The organism is Planktothrix pseudagardhii (assembly GCF_904830925.1).
GTDB lineage: Bacteria > Cyanobacteriota > Cyanobacteriia > Cyanobacteriales > Microcoleaceae > Planktothrix > Planktothrix tepida.
Window position 1 is genome coordinate 2,362,793 of sequence record NZ_LR882967.1, and the last position, 23,848, is coordinate 2,386,640.

Annotated in this window: 25 protein-coding genes; 17 read left to right on the plus strand and 8 right to left on the minus strand. The window is 39.0% G+C overall.

Annotation, left to right across the window (positions count from 1 at the left end; genetic code table 11):
* Nucleotides 1–202 precede the first annotated feature (202 nt).
* From NMK36_RS09935 to NMK36_RS09970, 8 genes are all read left to right on the plus strand, one after another.
* The gene (locus NMK36_RS09935) at nt 203–940 is read left to right on the plus strand and encodes an SIMPL domain-containing protein (RefSeq protein ID WP_072722177.1); all 738 of its coding nucleotides are present in this window, start codon (nt 203–205) and stop codon (nt 938–940) included.
* Between the two features lie 206 nt (nt 941–1,146).
* The gene (gene carA / locus NMK36_RS09940) at nt 1,147–2,298 is read left to right on the plus strand and encodes a glutamine-hydrolyzing carbamoyl-phosphate synthase small subunit (protein ID WP_072722176.1); all 1,152 of its coding nucleotides are present in this window, start codon (nt 1,147–1,149) and stop codon (nt 2,296–2,298) included.
* Between the two features lie 105 nt (nt 2,299–2,403).
* Nucleotides 2,404–2,760 (plus strand): STAS domain-containing protein, encoded by a 357-nt coding sequence (locus NMK36_RS09945; RefSeq protein ID WP_072722175.1) that lies wholly within the window; start codon nt 2,404–2,406, stop codon nt 2,758–2,760.
* A 144-nt stretch (nt 2,761–2,904) separates the two neighbouring features.
* Nucleotides 2,905–3,303, plus strand: coding sequence for a Mini-ribonuclease 3 (locus tag NMK36_RS09950; protein ID WP_072722174.1), 399 nt, complete (start codon nt 2,905–2,907; stop codon nt 3,301–3,303).
* A 476-nt stretch (nt 3,304–3,779) separates the two neighbouring features.
* Complete coding sequence (locus NMK36_RS09955; RefSeq protein WP_254175237.1) at nt 3,780–4,316, plus strand: hypothetical protein; 537 nt, start codon at nt 3,780–3,782, stop codon at nt 4,314–4,316.
* A gap of 155 nt (nt 4,317–4,471) precedes the next feature.
* Complete coding sequence (rlmB, locus tag NMK36_RS09960) at nt 4,472–5,215, plus strand: 23S rRNA (guanosine(2251)-2'-O)-methyltransferase RlmB (RefSeq protein WP_367997210.1); 744 nt, start codon at nt 4,472–4,474, stop codon at nt 5,213–5,215.
* A gap of 423 nt (nt 5,216–5,638) precedes the next feature.
* The gene (locus NMK36_RS09965) at nt 5,639–5,920 is read left to right on the plus strand and encodes a DUF1816 domain-containing protein (RefSeq protein WP_222425283.1); all 282 of its coding nucleotides are present in this window, start codon (nt 5,639–5,641) and stop codon (nt 5,918–5,920) included.
* Nucleotides 5,921–5,990: 70 nt separating this feature from the next.
* Nucleotides 5,991–8,204, plus strand: a complete 2,214-nt coding sequence (locus NMK36_RS09970; RefSeq protein ID WP_072722171.1) for an ATP-binding protein — start codon at nt 5,991–5,993, stop codon at nt 8,202–8,204.
* A 124-nt stretch (nt 8,205–8,328) separates the two neighbouring features.
* Here the strand turns inward: NMK36_RS09970 and NMK36_RS09975 are convergent, their stop codons facing one another.
* Nucleotides 8,329–9,150, minus strand: coding sequence for an alpha/beta fold hydrolase (locus NMK36_RS09975; RefSeq protein ID WP_254173649.1), 822 nt, complete (start codon nt 9,148–9,150; stop codon nt 8,329–8,331).
* A 455-nt stretch (nt 9,151–9,605) separates the two neighbouring features.
* Between NMK36_RS09975 and NMK36_RS09980 the strand changes: the two genes are divergently transcribed.
* The 6 genes from NMK36_RS09980 to NMK36_RS10005 all read left to right on the plus strand — a co-directional run bounded on the left by NMK36_RS09980 (nt 9,606) and on the right by NMK36_RS10005 (nt 15,586).
* Entirely contained in the window at nt 9,606–10,469 is an 864-nt protein-coding gene (locus NMK36_RS09980) for an XDD3 family exosortase-dependent surface protein (protein ID WP_254173650.1), read from the plus strand.
* 236 nt (nt 10,470–10,705) lie between these two features.
* Entirely contained in the window at nt 10,706–10,933 is a 228-nt protein-coding gene (locus NMK36_RS09985) for a type II toxin-antitoxin system Phd/YefM family antitoxin (RefSeq protein ID WP_072722168.1), read from the plus strand.
* A 264-nt stretch (nt 10,934–11,197) separates the two neighbouring features.
* Entirely contained in the window at nt 11,198–11,386 is a 189-nt protein-coding gene (locus tag NMK36_RS09990) for a hypothetical protein (protein ID WP_254173651.1), read from the plus strand.
* Nucleotides 11,376–11,645, plus strand: a complete 270-nt coding sequence (locus NMK36_RS09995) for a type II toxin-antitoxin system RelE family toxin (RefSeq protein ID WP_254173652.1) — start codon at nt 11,376–11,378, stop codon at nt 11,643–11,645. The genes NMK36_RS09990 and NMK36_RS09995 overlap by 11 nt, the downstream gene beginning before the upstream one ends.
* 127 nt (nt 11,646–11,772) lie before the next feature.
* Nucleotides 11,773–15,231 (plus strand): tetratricopeptide repeat protein, encoded by a 3,459-nt coding sequence (locus tag NMK36_RS10000; protein ID WP_254173653.1) that lies wholly within the window; start codon nt 11,773–11,775, stop codon nt 15,229–15,231.
* Nucleotides 15,179–15,586 carry a CHAT domain-containing protein gene (locus NMK36_RS10005; protein ID WP_254173654.1) on the plus strand — a complete coding sequence of 136 codons (408 nt, stop codon included), beginning with the start codon at nt 15,179–15,181 and terminating at the stop codon, nt 15,584–15,586. Before NMK36_RS10000 ends, NMK36_RS10005 begins: the two co-directional genes overlap by 53 nt.
* Nucleotides 15,587–15,617: 31 nt before the next feature.
* On the opposite strand, the gene NMK36_RS10010 is transcribed toward NMK36_RS10005, so the two are convergent.
* From NMK36_RS10010 to NMK36_RS10020, 3 genes are all read right to left on the minus strand, one after another.
* Nucleotides 15,618–16,040, minus strand: a complete 423-nt coding sequence (locus NMK36_RS10010; protein ID WP_072722164.1) for a putative toxin-antitoxin system toxin component, PIN family — start codon at nt 16,038–16,040, stop codon at nt 15,618–15,620.
* The gene (locus NMK36_RS10015) at nt 16,027–16,275 is read right to left on the minus strand and encodes a hypothetical protein (protein WP_072722163.1); all 249 of its coding nucleotides are present in this window, start codon (nt 16,273–16,275) and stop codon (nt 16,027–16,029) included. Before NMK36_RS10015 ends, NMK36_RS10010 begins: the two co-directional genes overlap by 14 nt.
* Before the next feature lie 171 nt (nt 16,276–16,446).
* Nucleotides 16,447–17,559 carry an IS630 family transposase gene (locus NMK36_RS10020; protein ID WP_254172743.1) on the minus strand — a complete coding sequence of 371 codons (1,113 nt, stop codon included), beginning with the start codon at nt 17,557–17,559 and terminating at the stop codon, nt 16,447–16,449.
* Nucleotides 17,560–17,912: 353 nt separating this feature from the next.
* On the opposite strand from NMK36_RS10020, the gene NMK36_RS10025 reads away from it, so the two are divergent.
* A complete protein-coding gene (locus NMK36_RS10025; RefSeq protein WP_254173655.1) occupies nt 17,913–18,752 on the plus strand; it encodes a hypothetical protein in 840 nt (279 codons plus the stop codon).
* 300 nt (nt 18,753–19,052) lie between these two features.
* Here NMK36_RS10025 and NMK36_RS10030 read toward each other — a convergent pair whose 3' ends face one another.
* The 4 genes from NMK36_RS10030 to NMK36_RS10045 all read right to left on the minus strand — a co-directional run bounded on the left by NMK36_RS10030 (nt 19,053) and on the right by NMK36_RS10045 (nt 21,068).
* Entirely contained in the window at nt 19,053–19,607 is a 555-nt protein-coding gene (locus NMK36_RS10030) for an Npun_F5560 family protein (protein WP_072722160.1), read from the minus strand.
* A 240-nt stretch (nt 19,608–19,847) separates the two neighbouring features.
* The gene (rpsF, locus tag NMK36_RS10035) at nt 19,848–20,186 is read right to left on the minus strand and encodes a 30S ribosomal protein S6 (protein ID WP_072722159.1); all 339 of its coding nucleotides are present in this window, start codon (nt 20,184–20,186) and stop codon (nt 19,848–19,850) included.
* A gap of 119 nt (nt 20,187–20,305) precedes the next feature.
* Nucleotides 20,306–20,782, minus strand: a complete 477-nt coding sequence (locus tag NMK36_RS10040) for a Tic20 family protein (RefSeq protein WP_072722158.1) — start codon at nt 20,780–20,782, stop codon at nt 20,306–20,308.
* Between the two features lie 88 nt (nt 20,783–20,870).
* Nucleotides 20,871–21,068 (minus strand): hypothetical protein, encoded by a 198-nt coding sequence (locus NMK36_RS10045; protein ID WP_072722350.1) that lies wholly within the window; start codon nt 21,066–21,068, stop codon nt 20,871–20,873.
* A gap of 248 nt (nt 21,069–21,316) precedes the next feature.
* On the opposite strand from NMK36_RS10045, the gene glyA reads away from it, so the two are divergent.
* Together glyA and NMK36_RS10055 are read left to right on the plus strand one after the other, a co-directional pair.
* Nucleotides 21,317–22,600: a serine hydroxymethyltransferase gene (gene glyA / locus NMK36_RS10050; protein ID WP_072722157.1), complete on the plus strand. Its 1,284-nt coding sequence runs from the start codon at nt 21,317–21,319 to the stop codon at nt 22,598–22,600.
* A 184-nt stretch (nt 22,601–22,784) separates the two neighbouring features.
* On the plus strand, nt 22,785–23,843 hold the full coding sequence (locus NMK36_RS10055; protein ID WP_072722156.1) for a glycosyltransferase family 4 protein: 1,059 nt from the start codon (nt 22,785–22,787) through the stop codon (nt 23,841–23,843).
* The last annotated feature ends 5 nt before the right edge of the window (nt 23,844–23,848 follow it).

Consider the following 23,848-nt stretch of genomic DNA (forward strand, 5'->3'; position numbering starts at 1 on the left):
TCAAATACAGACGCGCCATGCAAATACAGACGCGCCAATAGCCTTACGGCATGGCTTCGCCCAGGCGCGTCTCTACAGAGATCATCCCGAATTTGAGGATAATTGAGCGAAATCGAGGAACAGCTAGGGTAGAAACAACTTCTACATAAGAAGCTACTATCCTGATGGTTATACCCCTTTCGCACTTGAGAGAACGTCCACAATGTCCTTCAATCAATCTTCTTGTTCGATTAATCCTTGGAGCCTGATTACAGCATTATCCTTAAGTTTAGGATTAGTTAGCATCCCCTTCATTGCTCCTGTTTTTGCCCAAGAACAACGGGTTAGAACCCTAACCGTCAGTGGGGAAGGTGTAGTCATGATCCCAACGACCCAAACCCAAGTTCAGTTAGGGGTTGAAGTCTTGGGGAAAACCGCCGAAGAAGTGCAAACAGAAGCCGCCAGACGAACGAATGCGGTGATAGAATTACTGCGATCGCGCAATGTTGAGAAACTGGAAACCACCGGAATTCGCCTCAACCCCACCTACAGTTATACTAACGATCAACAACGCTTAACCGGGTATTCTGCCACCAATACCGTCAGTTTTAAGTTGAAAACCGAAAAAGTCGGCAGTTTATTAGATGATGCCGTTAAAGCCGGGGCGACCCGTATTGATGGGGTGAGTTTCGTCGCGTCTGAAGCTGAAATTAACGCCGCCCAACAACAAGCTTTAAAACTCGCCACCCAAGAAGCAGAACGTCAAGCCAATGCGGTTTTAGGTGCATTAAATTTAACCCGCCGAGAAATTATCGGTATTCAAGTCAATAATGCCAGTGTCCCAGTTCCCATGCCTGTTATGTATAAAGCAGATGCGATGGCACCAGCAGCCCCACCGACTCCCGTTGTCGGAGGAGAACAACAAGTCAGAGCCTCCGTCACCCTGCAAATTAGTTATTAGGAAGCCGAATATTAAAGAAGTTAAAGAATGGTCAAAGAAGTTCAATGTCCCTCTGTTACCTATTGCCTATATTGCCTGTTCCCTGTTCCCTGTTCCCTTTTCTCTAAAGTCAGGTAATGACAACACAGGACAAGATCTATGTGTCAGTTCAGAGAATGTCTGGAATAATATTGAGGTGATTTCAGATTAAAGGTAGACCAAATTAAATGTCCCTGACCTCTGCACAACCTGCTTTACTTGTCCTGGCTGATGGAACCACCTATACAGGCTGGTCATTTGGCGCTCCAGGAACCGTCATTGGGGAAGTTGTCTTTAATACGGGTATGACCGGATATCAAGAAGTATTGACTGATCCCAGCTATTGTGGACAAATTGTCACCTTTACCTATCCAGAGTTGGGCAATACTGGGGTTAACCCCGACGATGAAGAATCCGCGTTTCCCCATGTTCGAGGGGCTATTGCTCGTAATATTTGTCACCGTCCGAGTAATTGGCGTTCCACTCAGTCCTTACCGGACTATTTAAAACAGCACAATATTCCCGGTATTTACGGAATTGATACCCGCGCCCTGACTCGGAAAATCCGTACTGTTGGAGCGATGAATGGGGCGATTTCTACGGAAATTTTAGATCCGGGGGAACTGCGAAATTTAGTCGAACAAGCTCCTAGTATGGCTGGGTTGAACTTAGTGAAAGAAGTTACAACCCAAGAAGCTTATGAATGGTTGGAACCTACAGAAACCGCTTGGGAGTTTAGTGAATCTGTTGGGGGAAATCAACAACCGCGTTATACAGTTGTCGCCTTAGACTTTGGGGTAAAACGCAATATTCTGCGACGGTTAGCGAGTTATGGCTGTCGAGTGATTGTCGTTCCAGCCCATACCCCCCCGGAAGAAATTCTCAAATACAATCCCGATGGGATTTTCCTGTCTAATGGCCCTGGTGATCCATCCGCCGTTACCGAAGGGATTAACACAACAAAAGCCCTAGTTAAGTCTGACAAACCCGTGTTTGGGATTTGTATGGGTCATCAAATTTTAGGGTTATCCTTGGGAGCAGAAACGTTTAAATTAAAATTTGGTCATCGAGGCTTAAATCAACCGGCTGGTTTAGCACAACAACAAGTTGAAATTACTAGCCAAAATCATGGGTTTGCTATTGATCCTGATACCATTGCTGAGGATGTACAAATTACTCACCTCAATTTGAATGATCGTACTGTTGCGGGATTAAAACACAAAACTTTACCTTTGTTTTCGGTTCAATATCACCCGGAAGCCAGTCCTGGCCCCCATGATGCTGATTATTTGTTTGAACGTTTTGTTCAAGCGATGCAACACCAGAAAGAACAAAATTAAACGGCTCTGTCCCTCCTAATTCAGTAGACATTTTATTAAAAAGCCCTTATACTAGATCGGCGATGTCAAGTTCTATGTAGTTAGGAGGGTATCATTCCTGAGCAACTGAATTTAACCGTGAGCCTTCGGGGTACACGGGATACTAAAGACAACTATCAACTCTTTCGCCTCACTGGATTGATGGATGCTTTCTCAGAAGGCACCTTTCGTAAAGTGGTGGGTAAATATATTGAAAAGGGCCCCAAGCACATTATATTGGATCTCTCTCAGATAGATTTTGTAGACAGTTCGGGATTAGGGGCGCTCGTGCAGCTTGTGAAAAAAGCGCAAAGTAGCGGCGGAACTTTACAGATTGTTTCCAATCCTCGTGTAACTCAAACTGTTAAATTGGTTCGCTTGGAAAAGTTTCTCTCTTTACAGCCATCTGTAGACGATGCGATCGAGAACGTGAAAAATGCCTAGGTGTGAGAGTCGATGGGGTAGTATCTATACCCCGATCAGGTGAGGATACCGAGTCAATGGGATAAGGTAAGGGTGAAACAATTTTTACGACTATTTTTTAACGACTAGCTAGTTCCCTCTGGTTAGTCTCTACCTCTGGATCAAATGCTTCATCAAAGCCTATCACCAGAACAAGTTCAACGGATTTCTCCAGCATCTTGGGCCTATTTAGGAGATGCCGTTTATGAACTGTATATTCGTAGTTTTTATCTGATGCCCCCAAAGCGATCGCATCTGTATCATCAGTTAGTGGTGTCTCAAGTTCGTGCAGAAAGCCAAGCTCGTCACTTGCGATCGCTAGAACCTCACCTCACTGAACCTGAATTAGAAATTTTGAACCGGGGTCGAAATGCAGCTTTTGGACGTCCCAAAAGACTCGATCCCAAAACTTACCAACAAGCCACTAGCTTAGAAGCCTTATTTGGGTATTTGTATTTAACGAATCCGCAACGTTTAGAGGAATTGTTTAATTATCTTGAGCTTGATTCTAAAGAAGGAGAATGACTCATAAGCTGTTACTCTAACAACTGATTGTTAAGATCGGGTCTGGGGAATCAAGCACCATTGAATTGAATGAGAGAGTCGTTTATTGAATCAGGTTCAGAACAGATATTCAGCTTAAACTAAAGCTTAGTTGAGGAAACTATTAATTGGGATCAACAACCGTATTCTTCAATCAGAAACCCAGTTAGTTCGTAAATTTCTTGTTATCTAATCTACGATTTTTTATCAGAAATTGGGTTACTTTGAAGTTGTCCTATTGTAATAGAGTTCAAATTTTATTAAGAGGTTCTCATCAGAACATACACGCTCATTTTCTCTTCTAGTATTGATTTCAATTAGCAACGTTTCTCAAATAATCTCACAAGGAATTATGCCAAAATTTAGTCGTTCTAACTCTCCATCAAGATCTTCTAAAAAACCATCCAATCGGTCTAAATCGGGAGAACGAGACAACAATAAATCTTCTCGATTCTCAGATGATAGAAAGCCTTCTCGATTCTCAGATGACAGAAAACCTTCTCGATTTTCAGATGACAGAAAACCTTCTCGATTCTCAGATGACAGAAAACCTTCTCGATTCTCAGATGACAGAAAACCTTCTCGATTTTCAGATGACAGAAAGCCTTCTCGATTTTCAGATGACAGAAAACCTTCCCGATTCTCAGATGACAGAAACTCTTCTCGGTTCTCCGATGATAGAAAACCTTCTCGATTCTCAGATGATAGAAAGCCTTCCCGGTTCTCTGATGACAGAAAGCCTTCTCGATTTTCAGATGACAGAAAGCCTTCTCGATTTTCAGATGACAGAAAGCCTTCTCGATTTTCAGATGATAGAAAGTCTTCCCGATTTTCAGATGATAGAAAGTCTTCCCGATTTTCAGATGATAGAAAGTCTTCCCGATTCTCCGATGATAGAAAATCCTACCGTTTTTCAGATGAACAATCTGACAACTATCGGAAATCTGCTCAAGACAGAAAGGAATCTTTTGCTAGTTCCCAACCAGAACAACTAACACGAGAAAAACCGAGTAAGTTCTTAGATGAACGTCAACCTCAGACACACAGACATTCTTTACATTCTCCTCATAAAAGTCAACGATTTATTGAAGAGAGCAAACCAGAATTTACAGATGAATCTGTAGAGTCCTTTGATGTTGAAAATGAGTTAATTTATGGACGACGTACCGTTCAATCGGCTTTAGAAAATGAGCGATCGCTGAGTCGAATTTGGGTCGTTTCTCAACTCAAATCCGATCCCCGATTTTTCGGATTATTGCAAACCGCAAAAGCCAACGGTGCAATTCTCAATGAAGTCACCTATCAACGCTTAGATCAAGTTACCCAAGGTGCTAATCATCAAGGCATAGCGGCTCAAATTTCCCCCTATAGCTATAAAGACCTGAATGAGTTAATCGAAACGGCTAAAGCTACAAGTTCTCAACCTGTTGTGATCGTTGCTGATGGAATTCAAGATCCCCACAATTTAGGGGCAATTATTCGTACAGCAGAAGCCATTGGTGCTCAAGGTTTAATTGTGCCTCAACGCCGTGCGGTTGGTGTCACCTCAACGGTGATGAAAGTTGCAGCAGGTTCATTAGAAACCTTTCCCGTCACGAGAGTTATTAATCTCAGCCGTGCTTTAGAAGACTTAAAAGCAGCCGGATTTTGGATTTATGGCACTTCCGCCACGGCTACAGAAACCTTACCAACGGTAAAATTTAATGGGGCGATCGCTTTAGTTGTCGGTAATGAAGGAGAAGGATTAAGCCATTTAATTGAACAGAAGTGTGATGTTTTAGTGTCGATCCCTTTGTCAGGAGAGACCGCCAGTTTAAATGTTTCCGTCGCAACCGGAATGGCACTGTACGAAATTTATCGTCAAAGGAATTTCCAAGCTTCCGATTTTAGTTGAAAAAAGGTATAAACGGATGCTCTAGGGTTATCATTGTTCAAATAAACTATTCAATGATAACCCCGTTTATTCTTGATTTCATACCTATAGAGTTTTCAGGTCTGTTTCCCAACAATTGTTCTGTTTCCTTCTCCGAATAAATTTGACCTGAAACGCCCACTTGGAAACTCTTGATCCGATGTTCTGATTGATTAAAAGATTGGTTTAAGGCTAAAATTTCTGGAATCAGGGTTGATTTCCACAGATAGAGATTCTGCTCAGTTGATTGAAAAAATAAAGACAACAGAGTATAACAAAATGTGAAGGTTTTTTAAGACTTAGGTTGAAGTTTATACCTAGTCCGTAAATTCTAACAAATGAGTTAGAATTCCTTCCCAGAATTTTATTGATACAACTTCAGAATCTACAGCATTGATCATGAATATGAAAGAACTTCTAACTAGCTTGCTTAACGCTTTTGGGTTCGCGTTTTGGGTGGAAATTTTGACAGAAACCCCAAACTGCACCTACTATTTCGGGCCATTTATGACCCAACAAGAAGCTCAAACGTCTCAATTTGGTTATCTTGAAGATCTCGAAGCCGAAGGTGCACAAGGGATTAAAGTTAGAATTAAACGGTGTAAACCGAATACCCTAACTATTGCAGAAGATTTGGGAAACAGAGTTGAACCATGGATTCTTCCGGCTCTCTCTGGACAGCCTTAATCTACTGCTCTACCGATTATTAAGGGTTTAATTAATGATCAGTTGTCTTCTATAAACCCAATTTTGGCTCATGCGTAAGCTGCGCTTCAGTACACTTCAAGAACTTCCATTACAGCTTGTTCTGATTATTCCATTCGTTGTACAAATCTTTGGAACAGTCAGTTTAGTGGGATATTTATCCTTCAAAAACGGACAGAAAGCGGTGGACGACCTGGCGAACCAGTTAATGCAACGAACCAGTAGCATTGTCAATCACCATTTAGATTCCTATTTATCAATTCCCCATAAGGTGAGTCAGATGAATGCGGATGGGATTCGGATGGGATTGCTGAATGTGCGCGATCGCAAAACCCTAGGTCGATATTTCTGGTATCAAATGCAAGCGTATGACCTCACCTACATTGGTATCGCACTGACGACGGGGGAAGGCTTGGGAGCAGCGCGTTATGATGGTAAAACGATAACTATTGACGATTGGACGGCTCAACTACCCAACAATTGCATTAACTACGCCACCGATAATCAGGGTAATCGCACCAAAGTTAATAACATCTATAATTACAATAACTTTGAACAAAGTTGGTATTTAGAACCTGTAAAAGCAGGTAAACCGATTTGGTCAGGAATTTATACTTGGAATTCTCCCTTTGGCCCCTACATCACAGCAGCTACAGGTCGCCCAATCTATGATCAAAATAATCGTTTATTGGGGATGGTAGGTGCGGATATCCATCTCTCGAAACTCAGCAATTTTTTACAGGGTTTAGAAGTTAGTCACTCAGGAAAAGTTTTTATCCTAGAACGAAATGGGATGTTAATTGCTAATTCGGGTAAAAACCAGCCCTTTATCCTCGTAAATGATAAAGTACAGCGTTTAAAAGCGGTAAATAGTCCCGATCCCATTGTACAGGGAATTGCCAAACAACTTCAGCAACGCTTCAAAAGTTTCGATACTATTACTGAAACAAAAGAACTTGAATTTGACTTTCAAAACAAGCCCTATTATGTTCATATTACTCCTTGGCGTGACCAATATGGATTGGATTGGTTAGTGGTGGTGAGTGTTCCGCAAAGTGCATTTATGGGACAAATCAACGCCAATACTCAAACAACAATTTGGTTATGTTTTGCCGCCTTGGTTGTGGCATCTATGATGGGTATTTTCACTTCCCGTTGGATCTCACGTCCCATTTTTCGACTGAATCAAGCCAGTGAATTGATGGCATTAGGAAATTTAGACCAAATTGTCAAAGGAAGTCGGATTAAAGAACTTAATAAACTCACTGATTCTTTTAATTATATGGCGGGGAAACTGCGTCAATCTTTTACGGCTTTAGAAAAGAGTAATGAAGCACTGGAAGAGCGAGTAGAAGAACGGACAATGGAACTCAAAAATGCCTTAAGTGAATTGCAGCATACCCAAGCGCAAGTGGTTCAAAATGAAAAAATGTCCAGTTTAGGGCAATTAGTCGCAGGAGTCGCCCACGAAATTAATAATCCGGTTAATTTTATTCATGGGAATCTCGTTCACCTCAATGAATATATTCAAGATTTACTCAATTTAATTCAGTTGTATGAACAACATTCTAATCCTAATAATCCAGAAATTCAAAACTTTATTGAGGAGATTGATCTCGATTTTTTAATTGCGGATTTGCCTAAAACGTTATCATCGATGAAAGTGGGTGCAAGTCGAATTCGGGAAATTGTTCTGACTCTGCGGAATTTCTCACGTCTTGATGAAGCAGAAATGAAACCGGTCAATATTCATGAAGGAATTGATAGCACCTTACTAATTTTGCAACACCGGATTAAATCTCGTCCAGAACAACCAGAAATTGAGGTAATCAAAGACTACGGAAATTTACCCTTAGTGGAATGTTACGCGGGACAACTCAATCAAGTGTTTATGAATATTCTCACGAATGCGATCGATGCTTTAGAAGAAAAATCTCGTACAGAAAATGATTTCCTAGAAGAAAATCAGATCCCGCTAACTGATAAAATCCATAATCAAATTAAAATTTCAACCTCTATGCTAGATTCCGAGTGGGTGCAAATTTCGCTCAGTGATAATGGAATTGGAATTCCTCAGAATATTCAGCAACAAATTTTCAATCCCTTTTTTACAACGAAACCCATCGGAAAAGGAACTGGACTGGGAATGTCTATCAGTTATCAAATCATTGTAGAAAAACATGGGGGAAAATTGAAGTGTATTTCAATCCCTAATCAGGGAACTGAATTTGTGATCCAGATTCCTATTCATCAGAAAATTGATTAATATAGGAGGGAACAGGGAACAGGGAACAGAAGGGAAAAGAAAATAGGAAATAGGAGGTGAGAAAAAGTGATTAGCCATCCGATCAATGATTTTTAGCCCACATTTAAGGACTTCATATAAGAATTTAATTTGTATTAACGATATTAACATATTGGGCGAGCCAATTATCAATATCAGTGAGTATCGTTTCAGGTATTTCCCAAGGGAATAGATGAGCAGTATTCGGATAAGAATAAAACTGAGAATTAGGTAAATATTCTGCGGTTTCTTGACTAGATTTAGCTGTGATATGGCGATCGCATTCTCCAGCTAAAACTAAACAAGGACAGTTTATCTGTTGTAAATGTTCTAAACGATTATAGCTTAATCTTAAGGCTTGATTTAAGGCTTGAGTCGCTAACCCAGAGGTTTGTAGAAAAGCTGGAACTGCTTCTTGTGCTAAATAGTGGTAAGCAATAGAATGATGTTGTTGAATTAAATAGCGAAATAGCGATCGCTTTCCAAACAGTTCAATATTCCATCGCCAACTGGGAAAGACCCAATTAATCAGTCCGGCTAAACCGGTATAAACATAATCTAACCCAGAAATCGGAGGATGATTTCCTCTAGGTCTGGCGGCGGACGCAATTAAAATTAAACCCTTAACGTTTTCGGGAAATTTTAATGCTAATTCTAAGGCTAAAATTCCTCCTAATGACCATCCTAAAATCACACATTGCTCCAGATCAAAGTTTTGAAAAAGTGCTTCTAAATCTTGTAAATGATCTTCCATCTCAAACGGCTGACGGGTGCGACTTTTTCCATACCCTCTTAAGTCTGGTGCTAGGGTGAGATACTGTTGTGAAAGATGGTTTGTAAACACAGACATACATTGACTAGAACCCGGATGTCCATGTAAACAAATAATCGGGAACCCTTGACCTTGAATTTGGGTGTTTAACCGCAACTCTTAACCTCCTTCATGGGTTTCCTATACATTAACATTAAGTTAATCCATGAGAGGGACAGCTTGAGATGATAACTTATTAATATTGAACTACTCAGAATTTGACTCCGTAATAACACGGATAAAATTTATCTTTGTTATTGAAAAGTTAAATTTCAAGAAAAATTATCAGTATTTTCTCTTGATTTTAGATTTTTAGATATAGCAGGGAACAGAGACGAAAAGACTTCACTGTAAAGCTTTCAGCATCACTCTTTGTACTAATGGGTCTGGTGAATGCTATAATTTATCTAAGGGAGTAAAAGTAAAAAAATTGATACAGCTAGATTTTTATTATTTTTACAAAGACTTTACAAATTTTGGGGTTTTCAACATCAAACCTTTAACAACAATTTACTATAGTGTATTTATCGAAAAGAAAAAAGCGCAATCCCTAATCACCCAGGAGTTAACGTATGAAAACTTCAACCCTGAAAAAATTAATCGGAACGACAGTAGCCAGTCTTTGTTTCGTATCTGTAAACGGTCTTCCGGCTGTTGCTGGACAACTCCATAATGGATGGAACTACGGAATTGATTCCTTTCTCGATGGATCTGGCGGTGAATCCTTTAATATTAGAGGAATTGCCACTAAAGAAACCAGCGATAGCATTTTTGTGGCCCTCACGGGTGGAACACCTCTGAACGGTGTGGCTAATTCAGGAGCGGCTGATGGAAATATTGGTTGGGGCGACTTATTCTTAAACTTCACTAACAAAAACTTTACAACTGCCAGCAGCCAAAAGAGCTTATTTGGAGTTCGTTTTGCGGGAACGAATGACTCCCAAGTTGCCACAACCGGGCTTTATGGTAACGTAAAAGGTGTCAGCGTTACAAATGTAAATCATGGCTACAACAGCTTACTACAGTATTACAATGCTGGATTTGATAAAGCCAACACCCAAGGGACTGACCTTGCTACAAAAGCATCTGTTTACAGTTATTTTGGTAACGGAACAATTCTGAATGTGATTGACTCTGGTGCGAAGAAATTAGGTGATATTGGAAGTTTGTCTGCTAAAGACTTACAAAATCAAGGACTTGACTTTGGATTCTTCAAAGCTAGTGGAACACAAACTATGGGTTTTAGCCTCAATAAATCCGATTTAGGACTCGCCGATGGCAACTATGACTATATGGCTAGTATTTTCCTAGAATGTGGCAATGATGGTGTTGCTCTCAAGGGTAAAATTGATGTTCCTGAACCGGGTAGTCTTGCGGGTTTAGCATTGGTTGGTTTAACTGTACTCGGTAGCCGACTGAGCAAACGTCAATCTTAATCAACCAGAAAAGTACCTTAGAGGAACGAAAACAAACTAAACTCCAAGAAACCGGGTTTGGTGCAACAATCTTTTTATCCTAACCCAGATTTAACGGAGAAACCCGGTTTCTGATTCTCCAAGTCAAAATACAATCAATTAACCTATTATGGAAAAAGCCAATTTTAATCAAGTTTGAGAAATAGCAGAGTCTCTAAAAATCCAAAATCAAGCTGCATTGATAGGAGGTATGACCCATGAAAAGTATTGATATTAACCAAGCCTTACCACAAATTTTGGAACTAATAGATATGGCTTTTGCTGGAGAAGAAATTCTGATTACTAAAAATAATCATCAAACGATTAAAATTACTCCATTTTCTCCTGCTAACCAACGCCCGCTTTTATTTGGTTGTGATCAAGATCGGATTTCCATGTCTGATGATTTTGATCAACCTTTAGATGATTTTCAGGACTATCTGTAATAAGGCTATTATCCCACCTTCCATTTTATCATAAAGATCCTTTTGATCGACTGTTAATTGTTCAATCTATCGAAGAGAATATCCCGATTTTGAGTAAAGATATTGCTTTCGATGCTTATCCAATTCAAAGAATTTGGGACTAAAGATAAATAACTAACCCAAATTTAATGGAGAAACCCGGTTTCTGATTTCCCTGTTGAGCTAGAATTGAATCAGATTAGCATCAGTCAAAATAAAATCAATTAACCTATAAGGAAAAAAATCATGAAAGGGATTCAATTTGTTGTGAATGATGCTGGGGAAAAGCAGGCGGTATTAATTGATTTAACAGAGTGGGGTGAGTTGTGGGAAGACTTCTATGATTTGTTGGTGGCTCATGCGCGTCAGGATGAGGAGGAGGTGTCTTGGGAAGAGTTAAAGCAGGAAATTGAGGCTGAAGCTAATGTCAAATGAAGGTTATGCTGTCCGTTTTAAAAAGTCAGCAGCTAAAGAGCTACGAGGGTTAGATCTTGATCTTCAGTTACGCATTAGCGAGGCGATTGATTGTTTGAGTTTAGAACCTCGTCCAGAAGGGGTAGTAAAGTTGAAGGGAAGCGATAATTTCTATCGTATTCGCATCGGTGACTATCGAGTTGTTTATACTATCAATGATGAAGATAGAATAGTCCGTATCATGCGCGTCAGACATCGGCGAGACGTTTATCGTGGTTAGAGACTCCAAGAAGTCGGGTTTGGTGCAACAATCTTTTTATCCTAATCCAGATTTAAGGAAGAAACCTGGTTTCTGATTCTCCTGTTGAGCTAGAATTGAATCAGACTTGCATCAGGGAGTTAGGGTGATGACTAATAGTTCCCAGGAATCTCCGACTCAACGGCCTAATCCTTTGCTAATCCTAATCGGGATTAATACAGGAATTAAGTTCCAGAATGCTGGTAAGTTCAAAAAGGCTTTACGTTGTTTCATTTATGCCTTAGAAGCTGATTCTAATCGGGTTGATGTTTGGTATAGAATCGGGAATTGTTGGCAAAATTTAGGTTATTTTGAAGATGCGATCGCATCCTATAATGCTTGTTATCAACGCTCTTTACTTCAACAGAATATCTGGTTACAGGCGATATCTCAATTCTGTTTAGGTCAATGTTATGTTTCCCTACAACAACAAGACCAAGCCATCCTAGCCTATCGTTTAGCTTATAAGTTATTGAGTCAATTTGAAAATACGCCCTATACTCAGCAATCTTGGGATTATCTCGATAAAGTTGGGAATGAATTGCTAAATAATCAACAGTTTGAGTCAGCAATTCAATATTATCAGAGTTTATTAGAAATTGTCAAGTTAGCCAATAATCAACAAAATTTATCCTCGGTGTTGCAGAGTTTAGGAAAAGTATATTATTGGCAAAATCAGGATGAATTAGCAATAGAATGTCATCGGGAAATGTTAGATATTTCTCGGCGTTTGTCTGATGGGGAAATGGAAAATACGGCTTTACGATGGTTAACTTGTGAAACTTGGCGACTGGGACAAATCGAAACTGCTATCGACTATTTTAAACAACGGTTAGGAGTGATTCAACGGTTGCAGCGTCCCCAGGAACAGCCAGAAATTTTAGATTGGATTATTAAAGGATATAAACAGTTAAATCAATTAGAAAGTACAATTGACTATTATCAAGAAAAGTTAAAGTTACTGCAAGAAAAACAGGATTTTTTAACAGAATATTCAACCTTGTATAATTTGGCAAGTGTTTATTTTGATTTAAAAGAATATTCGTTAGCAATTGAGCGTTTTAAAGAAGCATTAAATTTAGAACCGAGTTTAGATAATCCTTATAATCACGGTAACTTAAATTATATGTTAGGGTTGACTTATTATAATTTGAATCAATCTTTAGAGTCAATCCCACATTTTGAAAAAGCGATTGCGGTTTATGAGCAACAACAGAGAAAGGAATGGGTTATTAAATCATCAGATTATTTAGAGAAATTATATAAACAAACAAATAATTTTGAGAAGTTAGTTGCTATTTTAGAAAAGCGGTTAACCCGAATACAAGAAAGTCAAGATATATTAACGGAATATTCAGTCCTGTATAGTTTGGGAGATATTTATTTTAATTTAAAACAATATCCGTTAGCAATTGATCGTTTTAAAGAAGCATTGAATTTAGAACCGAGTTTAGATAATCCTTATAATCAAGGTAACTTAAATTATATGTTAGGGTTGATTTATTATACTTTAAGTCAATCCTCAGATTCAATTCCATATTTTGAAAGAGCGATCGCAATTTATGAACAACAAGAGCAGAATAAAGCATGGGTTATTAGAGCATCAGAATATTTAGAGAAATTATATCAACCAACAGAACATTTTGATAAGTTAGTTTCTGTTTTGGAAAAACGGTTAACCCGACTGCGAGAAGGTCAGGATAGGTTTGGTGAGTATTCCCTTCTGTATCAATTAGGAAATTTATATTATCAATTGGACAATTATAGCCCAGCTTGGGATTATTATAATTCTGCTTTGCAAGTTGTCCAAGGGTTAACTGAAAGACAACCGACGAATGAAGCGAATACTTATTATATGTTAGGGGTAACGTCGAAGTATGTGAACGATGCTGTTGTTAATTATCGGGAAGCGTTAAGACTTTATACAGAAGCGTTAAGACTTTATACAGAATTAAATAATCAAGAATGGGCTGATTATAGTCGAAACAAAGTGCAGGAGTTAGAGAAGATTTTAGCAAGTCGTTCATCGAGTTCTATTTCTCAAAGTGATCCTCAGCTTGATTTTCTTTTGAATGTGTTGCAAGCAGTAGCAGATAGTGATGGTAATCCTCAAATTATTTATCCCCTACTTGCCAAAAATCTCGATAAACTTGATGAAAATTTAGCAGATATTTTAACAAACTGGGCAACAGATCGATTTAAACAAGTTACCTTAGAAGAAGCCAGCAACATTGCAGTAGCTATTGTCAATTTTGGTGGTTTAATTCAACAGTTTCCCCTGGGAAGCATAAAGAACAATTTAGAGATTACTATCGCAGCCTATCAAGCTGCATTAGAAATTTTAAGCCGTGCAGCATTTCCTGAACAATGGGCAATGACTCAAATAAATCTGGCTACCGCCTATAAGGATCGAATAAAAGGAGAAAAAGCCGATAATATTGAACAGGCGATTGCATCCTTTCAAGCTGCATTAGAAATTTTAAGCCGTGCAGCATTTACTGAACAATGGGCAACGGCTCAAAATAATCTGGCTGCTGCCTATTGTAATCGAATCAAAGGAGAAAAAGCCGATAATATTGAACAGGCGATCGCAGCCTATCAAGCTGCTTTAAAAATTAGAACCCGTGCAGCTTTGCCTGAAGATTGGGCAAGCACTCAAAATAATTTAGCTGGTGCCTATCTTAATCGAATCAAAGGGGAAAAAACCGATAATATTGAACAGGCTATCGCCTTCTACCAAGATGCTTTAGAAATTTATACCCGTAAAGCTTTTCCCGAAGATTGGGCAAGGAGTCAAAGTAATCTGGCTGCTGCCTATTGGAATCGAATCAAAGGGGAAAAAACCGATAATATTGAACAGGCTATCGCCTTCTACCAAGATGCTTTAGAAATTTATACCCGTGAAGCTTTTCCTGAAGATTGGGCAAGGAGTCAAAATAATCTGGCTGCTGCTTATCAGGATCGAATCAAAGGGGAAAAAGCTAATAATATTGAACAGGCTATCGCATTCTACCAAGACGCTTTAGAAATTTATACCCGTGCAACATTTCCTCAACAATGGGCAGACACTAAAAATAATCTGGCTAATGCCTATTCTGATAGAATAAAAGGGGAAAAAGCTGATAATATTGAACAGGCTATCGCAGCCTATCAAGCTGCTTTAGAAGTTAGAACCCGTGAAGCATTTCCTTACAATTATTTAGAAACCTCATTTAATTTAGGACTGGCTTATCGAGCATCTCAACAATGGCAATTCGCTTATGATACTTTTTATAATGCTATTGAAACCCTCGAAGAAATACGGGCAGGAATTGTTAAAGGGGGAGATGCAGATAAACAGAAATTAGCGGAAAAATGGCAAAAACTTTATCAAGCAATGGTAGAAGTTTGCATCGAACTGAAAAACTATACCGCCGCCATAGAATATGTTGAACGCAGCAAAACCCGTAACCTCGTTGAACTATTAGCAACCCGTGACCTTTACCCCAAAGGCGATATTCCCCAAACCGTCCTCGATGAACTCGACCGCCTGCGTCGAGATATCGAAACCGAACAACGCCGCCTGTGAAACAGGGTTAATTGATTTTCAATCTAATAGTGATGAATATATTGGTTTACCCAGTGGGTTTTTAGTGGCGGGTTCGACTAATGTTGTCAGTTCTCTTTGGTCTGTGAGTGATATTTCTACGGCTATTTTAATAATTCGATTTTATCAATTATTGCGGGAGGGTGAGGAAGTTGCGATCGCGTTAAATCATGCTCAAAACTGGTTAAGAAATGCGACTAAAGTGGACTTATTAGCTTGGATTGATCCGGGGAATAAAATGCAGTTGCGTCAGTCTTTGAAGGAAATCAAGGATCATGAAAAACCGTTTGCTTCTCCCTATTATTGGGCTGCATTTTGTGCGATCGGTAAAATTTAATGGTTTAACAGAAGTTAATTAAGACTTTTAATTAAACTAATTTTAAGTTTAAAAAATCAGATACGGTGATTACAGGTTTTCCTCGAAATGGGTTTAAAACTAATAAATCTGCATCTCCAGTTATGAGATAATCAGCTTGACCATTAACAGCTAACTCCAAATATTTATTATCCTTGGGATCACGGCATTCTTGAATTTTTTCTGTCACCTCCATAACAAGAATAACTGTATCGAAAAAATCTTGTAAAAACTTGCTCCTATCTTCCGAAGAAATATATCGATCAAATTTTGGTCGGGATAAAACTTGTTCTAATTCAGCCCAAATTTCAGGAGACATTAAAATATTGCCTAAATTTTGAGCCTTACGGATAGCTAAATCTGGCTTACTTTCAGGTAGTAAAACTGCACTGATAATAATATTTGCATCAAAAATAAATAGGTTATCCTTCATCATCCTTTAAAAGATCTTCTAAAATCTCTGGGGTTAATCCTTTTACAACGGCTTTTTGACCAATTTCGCTCATTGTTTGTCGTAATTTATTAATAGCCACTTTTCGGGATAACGTTTGACTTTTCAATAAAAAAGCAATTCTAGTTTCTATCTGTTTTTTTTCTTGTTCGTTAGCCTGACGGTAACGTTCAGCAATATCAACTGGAACTTTAATCGTAATTTCTTCTAGGTATGTCATCGTGATTTTACCTCAATTATCATATCCTGCGCTATAAGATGTTTCTCCTAGTATAACAGTACAGAAACCCGGTTTCCTCCAGAAACCCGGTTTCTTGGGATGGGTTTACAAAATCAACCCTAAATTTGATATAATTAATCCTATATTGCATTAGAGTAAGCTGTTGTGTATTTAAACTGTGATTATAGCATTACCTTTGTTTTTAAGTTTACGTCCCCATTTAATAGATAACTGTCCTTCATTTAAAAGCTGATGTAATAAACACTCTAGCTCATCAACTGATTTAAAGAGTCGATGAGCTATATATTCTTTAGCTGAATGCCAGACTAATTCAATTAAATTATAATCTGGACTATATGCTGGAAGAAATTCTAAATAGACATTCGGCATTTCTGCTTTAATTTTTTCTAGGTACTCTTCTTTTTTGTGAAAACTTGCATTGTCAAGAATAATCAGGATCTTAGCTCCTTTTTCTACAAATTCTTCTGCTTGATTTCCCGCTAATACCCATTCATAAATTAGCTCTTGATAAAAACTTTTTAACACTTGATAAAAATTATCTGCATTTCCTTTATCCAGAAATTCTACAAATCTTTTTTTATCCGAGTACCTCAATCCTCCCATCACATTAACTCTTCCTTTCCTCCTGTCTCCTCTAATCTGTTTCCTCTTCCCTTTTTTACACCAATTCTTTCTTTTTATCACTCTTAAATTAAATCCACTTTCATCCCAAAACCATACCTGTAATTGTTCTGGACTTTCTTTTGCTATTTTCAAATATTCTTCTATTTTATCTTTAAATAATTTTCTTTTTTCTGGATCTCTTTTCTCTTCTAAGCTATACTTTGCCCACAAATAAACATACTTTTTTTCCTTTAATATCTTTCTCACTTGTGAACTACTTAATTTGATTCCTGTGATTTGTTCTAAATAAGTTGCCAATCTTTCTCCTGTCCATCTCCCAAATTCATATCCTAATTCTTCCGGTTCTTTTTCTACTGTTTCTAATAATATCTCTATATATTTGTCTGTGGCTTTTCTATAATTTCCTTTCATTCTTTCATCTTTTAGGCTTTCTAATTTGTCAGGGTCTCCATGTACACACCAATAACATACTTTGTTTAATGAGCAGCCCAAAAACTTGGCAATTTCACTTTGCTTTTTACCATCATTTAGCAATAATAAAATCAAGATTCTTTCTCGGATTTGTCCATTTTCTTCCTCTTTCAATCTTTTCTGTAGTTTCTCTACTTGCTTTTCATTTAAATGATTTTTAGCAGGCATCTTTTGATTGATTTTTCTAAACTTGGTTTTTCATTATACCCTATTTAGATGCTTAACAGCTTAAACCCCAACTTAAAGGCGAAGTCTATCCGCTACAAATTCATGATACCTACGCCATTGATATTACCTTTCGTCGTCCTGAAGCCGTTGTTAATCTGTCTGAATTTAACTATTTTTTAAACCCTAATTATTGTTTATTACCCGATAATATTCAATCGGATTTAGGACAAACGTTAATATTATTTGCAGAACCTTTACTTTCAGAATCAGATCATTATCAAGATTTTGCCAATGCTTGTGTTGAGGCGTTATTTCCCAGTTCAGACGCACAACGGTTGTTAGCAAATTCTCCCTTGGTAGGAGAGTTGTTTGGAAGTCCGATTTTTGAATATAATACGGGAGAATATAACCTCTCTCGTCAGATTCATTTGTTAATTTGGTTTAATTGTTCCCCACAAACCCAAATGTTAGAAGAACAGGGGAATTATTATGAATTGTTAGTTAATTTGTTGTGTTGTCGAAATAAAATTCTGTATAGTTATACTCAAGCTCGTTGGTGTTATCAACAAGCCAAGGATCTATATAAACAATTATTACCCAAAGTAGAGAATCTCAAGAAATTACCTCAAGACTTAACTGAAAAACTGGAATTTTTAAAACAGGAGTTGATTTTAATTCCTCAGTCTTCCTGTGAATATGGTGAGTATATTCAACACATAAAGCTCCACTTAAATACAATAGAAACGAATCTTAAAAATTATCAATATTATCTAAATCAACTGTATGAACTTCTGATATTAGAGGATAATTTACCCTTTTTTAAAAGATTTGAAACCCGCACTAAAAATAAGTTTATAGAACAAATTAACGTTGATTTAGGTTATTTAATACCAGGTCAAAATTTATTTTCAGAATTAATTAATACGATTCGCGGATTAGTTGAAATTGAACAAGCGGAAATTGATCGCTCGTTAGAAAAAACAATTGCAATATTAGGAGTCAGCTTAGGTGTAGGAGGAATAGCAGCATCAACTTTTTCTGGTTATGTTGAAAGACCTTTGATTGATTCTAATCAATCCCCATCTAAAATATTCACTCATCCGGGGATATTTGCCTTTTTATTGAGTGTAGCTTTCACTTTGGTTACGGGATTATTAACCGCCAAATTTTTATGCTATAGAGGCAGAAAATAACTTATCTAAATCCTAAAATCCTTTTAATTCTTACTGTTGCCTGTTGCCTGTTGCCTGTTCCCTTAAAAATTATATGAAATTATTAAATGTTTGCTACGCATCTAGTCGCTGTAGAGACGTGCCATGGCACGTCTCTACAAAGGTTTAGGATAATAATCTGTAGCATCGATTTCAGGATTTCATATTAGCACTATACTTTGGGCAATTCTTTACTGACTATCAAGTTAAAAGGTTATTCTTGAGTTAGAATAACCTCTTAATTTTTAAGATTTGATATTTTGTTTGAAATCCCATTAATAATCAAGCGTTACCAAAAGTGGGAACCTCAACAGAACCCCCACCTCGATTTTGAAAACTGGGTAGATCCAACCCACTCGGACGACGACTTTTTTGAGCTAAACGATAGCTAACGCTTTGTAACTCAGCATTAAGTTGTTTATTTTCACGTTGAAGTAATTCCACTTTTTCCATCACTTCATTCAGACGCTCTGAGAACTTCTGACGGTAAACTCCGGGTAACTCTTGAACGACTTGTTCCAACATCCGGGAACGATCTGTTAACTCCTGAACCGACTGTCTCAGTTGATAAACTTCTGTATCCCGTTCAGCAATTTGTTCTTGATAAAACTTAACCTGCTGTTCCATCTCTTGCAGTTGTTCTCGTAAAGCGACCATTTGGACTTGATGCCGTTCAGACACGTCCGGGGCCGGTAATAAATTAGCATCCCCTTTAACCAAACGGAACAGTTCTTGAGATAACTGTTGAATCAACTGATCTCGCATTTGTAGCTCTTCGTTTAAACGAGCAACTTCAGCGTTTAATTCCTGTGGCGTTTGACTTTTGGCTTGGCTCACGGTAACTGACGGCTCCTATAAATTTATTCTGTATATTTGTTCTTAAAATACTCTTCCTTCCCCAAATTCGCAATAGTAATGAAGCGGGGGTAGGGTGTGGGTATCAGTGTCAACTTCAGCCGAAAACCCATGATTACAGCCCAGATCCCCCTAAATCCCCCTAGAAAAGGGGACTTGCCTCTCCTGTTCCCTCCTTTTTTTTAGGGGGGGGGTTAGGGGGGATCTTTTGCTCTTCTCTACTTAGGCTTCTTGAAGTTCAGGTTCTGGGGTTTCGGCGATCGCTGGAGCAACTTCTTCCTTAATGGTTAGATAACGAATAACGTCATCACTGATCCGCATTGCTCTTTCTAGGACAGCGATTTGACTTCCAGGGCCTTCATAATTCATCTGGACGTAAATCCCTTCCCGATGTTTAGCAATATCATAAGCTAGACGACGTTTACCCCGATTTTGAATTTCAATATTCTGTCCACCCTGTTCCCGCAGAATATTTTCATATTTGGCAATAGACTGCTCAACTTGTTCATCGTTGAGATCGGGACGCAGGATATACATCGTTTCGTAAACAAAAGGTTTCATGCTGTTATGCTCCTTCTGGACAACAAGGCTTCTGGATTAGAAGCAAGGATCTTTGATTATATCAGGTATTGTCGGTGAAATACAGAAATTTGGGCAGGAAGACCCCGCCCCTAGAAACCTTAACGAACTTGCATATAAACCGCATCAGAAAGGGTAGGAATTTCTGCATATTTTCCTAAAAAGCACTGAATTATAGAATAGAAAAATGCAGCTAAAAGTCCTAGAAAGATCATATTGTAGAGAGTTTGACCAACAAATCCTTGCAAAAGAACATTGCCTAATACTTGGAAGATTAACGTACATAAAATGATAACAATGTCAATCAAAATTGCCTGCATTGTATTGAATCGAATGAAATGAGGAATATTTTCATTCCGAACTACTAGCATATATAACGCTATGAACACAATAAATCCCGCAAAAGGAACAATTTGATAAAGCGTCATCAAGGGAATAACAGGCAATGTAATCAGTTGTAAAATCGGAAACTGTTGAAATAAAAAGCGTCCAAAGGGCAACCCATCCATTAAAGGCAGTAGATAAGGTAAAGCCGCAAAAATGCGATCGCGTACTGTCGTCGTCCCGCGCCAAGTCATAACCAGTTCTCCTGAGTGTGTCTTAAACTCAGGATAGCGTAGTCCCAGATATTCGGTGTCAGTTGTCAGTTAATAGTCAGCAGTTCTATCATTGAATGTTGGCCATGCGGAAACCCATTTGACAATCATACTGACTGGGTTGATTGTCGATGGAGGGGCGCACCAAATGACCACAACAAAGCTGACCGCCTCTCCAACGAGGTTGACCGCTTTGATCAGCCAGCAAACACCCTTGACAAACCTGTTGAGAAGCAAGTACCTGGTTATCCATCAAGATGACTAGCATAATGGTTCCTCCGACAGATGCCATTTCTCTGTATCCATTGTAAGTCAAGAGTTCCAGCCTATTCAGCTAAATGACTTACAATTTAACAAAACGGGCGAAGATTTTAGGGCGTTGCGGTTAGGGAGTCAAGGACTAGAAGGGTTCAGCAAAGAAAGTTATTATTGAAGATTCTGGGTAAAATACGCTATTGAAACCCCTGATTAGGTGCAATAGCATTCTGTTTTTGTTTCATTAAGAGGAATTTTATTGTGAGTCAGACTAACTTAGAAATCTTATCTGAAACTGATCCGGTCATTGCTGATCTGATTCAGCATGAACTTTGTCGCCAACGGGATCACCTAGAATTAATTGCAAGTGAAAACTTTACCTCCGCCGCCGTCATGGCTGCTCAAGGGTCTGTTCTAACCAACAAATACGCAGAGGGATTACCTAAAAAACGCTATTACGGAGGTTGCGAATTTGTTGATGGTGTCGAACAGTTAGCCATTGAACGCGCTAAACAACTGTTCGGGGCAGCTAGTGCCAATGTTCAGCCCCATTCCGGTGCTCAAGCCAACTTTGCCGTGTTTTTAGCCATGCTCAAACCGGGTGACACCATCATGGGAATGGACTTATCTCATGGCGGGCATTTAACCCATGGTTCCCCGGTCAACGTTTCGGGTAAATGGTTTAAAGTTTGTCACTATGGCGTTAGCCCCGAAACTGAACAACTCGATTATGACCAAATTTTAGAATTAGCCAAACAGCATAAACCCCAAATGATGATTTGTGGGTATTCTGCCTATCCCCGAATTATCAATTTTGAGAAATTCCGTGCCATTGCCGATGAAGTCGGTGCTTATTTAATGGCTGATATTGCTCATATTGCCGGGTTAGTGGCAACGGGTCATCATCCTAACCCCATCCCCTACTGTGATGTAGTGACAACAACGACCCACAAAACCTTAAGAGGGCCAAGAGGGGGGTTAATCTTAACACGAGACCCTGAACTGGGCAAAAAATTGGATAAAGCTGTATTTCCGGGTTCCCAAGGTGGCCCCTTAGAACACGTCATTGCCGGAAAAGCCGTTGCTTTTGGCGAAGCACTCAAACCAGAATTTACCACCTATTCGGCTCAAGTGATTGCCAATGCCAAAGCCTTAGCCACTCAGTTACAAAACCGAGGGTTAAAAATTGTTTCCAATGGCACGGATAACCATCTGATGTTAGTGGATTTACGTTCCGTGAGCATGACGGGAAAACGGGCGGATGCACTGGTCAGTGATGTTAATATTACTGCTAATAAAAATACCGTTCCCTTTGATCCTGAATCTCCCTTTGTCACCAGTGGGTTAAGACTCGGTTCTCCGGCTATGACCACACGGGGAATGGGAGAAACGGAATTTATTGAGATTGGTAATATTATTGCAGACCGACTGCTGAACCCCGATGATGAAACCATTAAAGAGGCTTGCCGTCAACGGGTTGCTAATTTATGCGATCGCTTTCCGCTTTATCCCCATCTCAGTGTTAAAGTTCCGGCTTTAGCCTAAAGGTTGGGTAGTGTGAATAATTGTAGAGACGTGCCACGGCGCGTCTCTCTATAACACCGAGGGATCTAATCGTAGGTTTTTCCAATTTCTTGTGACCCAATTTCGATATTTCTTGCAAGAAACGATCCCAAATGTAGTAAACTCTGGCTGACACTTGAAGAACATTTTGCACCTATAACCTCAGATGCCCCACCATCTGTACCACCTCCTTGCTTTTATTATTTCGGCTCTAGTTGTCATCTGGAGTACCCCGATTGTTAAGAAAATCGCCATCCGTTCAGGACAGGTTGATTTACCCAATGATCGCAAAGTTCATCAACAACCGATGGTTCGCTTAGGCGGCGTTTCCATCTTTGCTGGAGCCTTAATTGCTCTATTATTTGTTTGGATATCTGGTGGCTTTATTGATGCCACAGGTAAACCCTTAAGTTCAGAAGCTGAATATGAAATTTGGGGCGTGACTATCGGTGGCATTGCCTTTTTTCTGATTGGTTTAGCGGATGATTTGTTCAGTTTATCTCCCCTAACTCGCCTGATTTTGCAAACAGGAGTTGCGAGTCTGGCTTGGTGGGTTGGTGTCCGTATCGACTTTTTAACCATCCCTTATTTGGGTTTATTTCATATTGGATGGTTGAGTCTACCCATTACAATTATTTGGTTAGTGGGGATGACGAATGCGATTAATTGGATTGATGGTTTAGATGGATTGGCGGCAGGTGTTTGTGGAATTGCTGCCGTTGTCATGTTAATTGTTAGTTTATTTATGAATCAACCGGCTGCGGCTTTAATTGCGGCAGCGTTAGCTGGAAGTGCATTAGGATTTCTGCGATATAATTTTAATCCGGCTCAGATTTTTATGGGGGATGGGGGTGCCTATTTTATGGGATTTACCCTCGCTGGAGTGGGGGTCATTGGTTTAGTCAAAATAACGGCTGTTACCTCTGTTGTTCTTCCCTATTTAATTTTAGCGGTTCCGATTTTAGATATGTCTGCCGTTATTTTAGATCGGATTCGTAATGGTAAATCACCTTTTATTGCGGATAAACGCCATCTCCATCATCGACTATTAGATGCAGGTTTATCTCAACGCAGAACGGTATTATTTATCTATTCTCTTACGCTTTGGGTGGGCAGTTTAGCACTCGCTTTTTCAGGAATACCCAGTGGTTTAGCTTATGCCTTGGGTGCAACCGGATTATTAGGTTATACCAGTTGGCAAGCCTTAAAACGAGCCAGATTGTAGTAACT

What these genes read in the sequence shown, in the direction of transcription:
- NMK36_RS10010 (WP_072722164.1), bottom strand. Translation starts at nt 16,040, where the DNA reads ATGATGAAGGATAACCTATTTATTTTTGATGCAAATATTATTATCAGT.
- NMK36_RS09955 (WP_254175237.1), top strand. Translation starts at nt 3,780, where the DNA reads ATGATAGAAAGCCTTCTCGATTCTCAGATGACAGAAAACCTTCTCGAT.
- NMK36_RS09970 (WP_072722171.1), top strand. Translation starts at nt 5,991, where the DNA reads ATGCGTAAGCTGCGCTTCAGTACACTTCAAGAACTTCCATTACAGCTT.
- carA (WP_072722176.1), top strand. Translation starts at nt 1,147, where the DNA reads ATGTCCCTGACCTCTGCACAACCTGCTTTACTTGTCCTGGCTGATGGA.
- NMK36_RS09950 (WP_072722174.1), top strand. Translation starts at nt 2,905, where the DNA reads ATGCTTCATCAAAGCCTATCACCAGAACAAGTTCAACGGATTTCTCCA.
- NMK36_RS09980 (WP_254173650.1), top strand. Translation starts at nt 9,606, where the DNA reads ATGAAAACTTCAACCCTGAAAAAATTAATCGGAACGACAGTAGCCAGT.
- NMK36_RS09965 (WP_222425283.1), top strand. Translation starts at nt 5,639, where the DNA reads ATGAAAGAACTTCTAACTAGCTTGCTTAACGCTTTTGGGTTCGCGTTT.
- NMK36_RS09995 (WP_254173652.1), top strand. Translation starts at nt 11,376, where the DNA reads ATGTCAAATGAAGGTTATGCTGTCCGTTTTAAAAAGTCAGCAGCTAAA.
- NMK36_RS10000 (WP_254173653.1), top strand. Translation starts at nt 11,773, where the DNA reads ATGACTAATAGTTCCCAGGAATCTCCGACTCAACGGCCTAATCCTTTG.
- NMK36_RS10040 (WP_072722158.1), bottom strand. Translation starts at nt 20,782, where the DNA reads ATGACTTGGCGCGGGACGACGACAGTACGCGATCGCATTTTTGCGGCT.
- NMK36_RS10055 (WP_072722156.1), top strand. Translation starts at nt 22,785, where the DNA reads ATGCCCCACCATCTGTACCACCTCCTTGCTTTTATTATTTCGGCTCTA.
- NMK36_RS10005 (WP_254173654.1), top strand. Translation starts at nt 15,179, where the DNA reads ATGAACTCGACCGCCTGCGTCGAGATATCGAAACCGAACAACGCCGCC.
- rpsF (WP_072722159.1), bottom strand. Translation starts at nt 20,186, where the DNA reads ATGAAACCTTTTGTTTACGAAACGATGTATATCCTGCGTCCCGATCTC.
- NMK36_RS09935 (WP_072722177.1), top strand. Translation starts at nt 203, where the DNA reads ATGTCCTTCAATCAATCTTCTTGTTCGATTAATCCTTGGAGCCTGATT.
- NMK36_RS09985 (WP_072722168.1), top strand. Translation starts at nt 10,706, where the DNA reads ATGAAAAGTATTGATATTAACCAAGCCTTACCACAAATTTTGGAACTA.
- NMK36_RS10045 (WP_072722350.1), bottom strand. Translation starts at nt 21,068, where the DNA reads ATGCTAGTCATCTTGATGGATAACCAGGTACTTGCTTCTCAACAGGTT.
- NMK36_RS10015 (WP_072722163.1), bottom strand. Translation starts at nt 16,275, where the DNA reads ATGACATACCTAGAAGAAATTACGATTAAAGTTCCAGTTGATATTGCT.
- NMK36_RS10020 (WP_254172743.1), bottom strand. Translation starts at nt 17,559, where the DNA reads ATGCCTGCTAAAAATCATTTAAATGAAAAGCAAGTAGAGAAACTACAG.
- NMK36_RS09990 (WP_254173651.1), top strand. Translation starts at nt 11,198, where the DNA reads ATGAAAGGGATTCAATTTGTTGTGAATGATGCTGGGGAAAAGCAGGCG.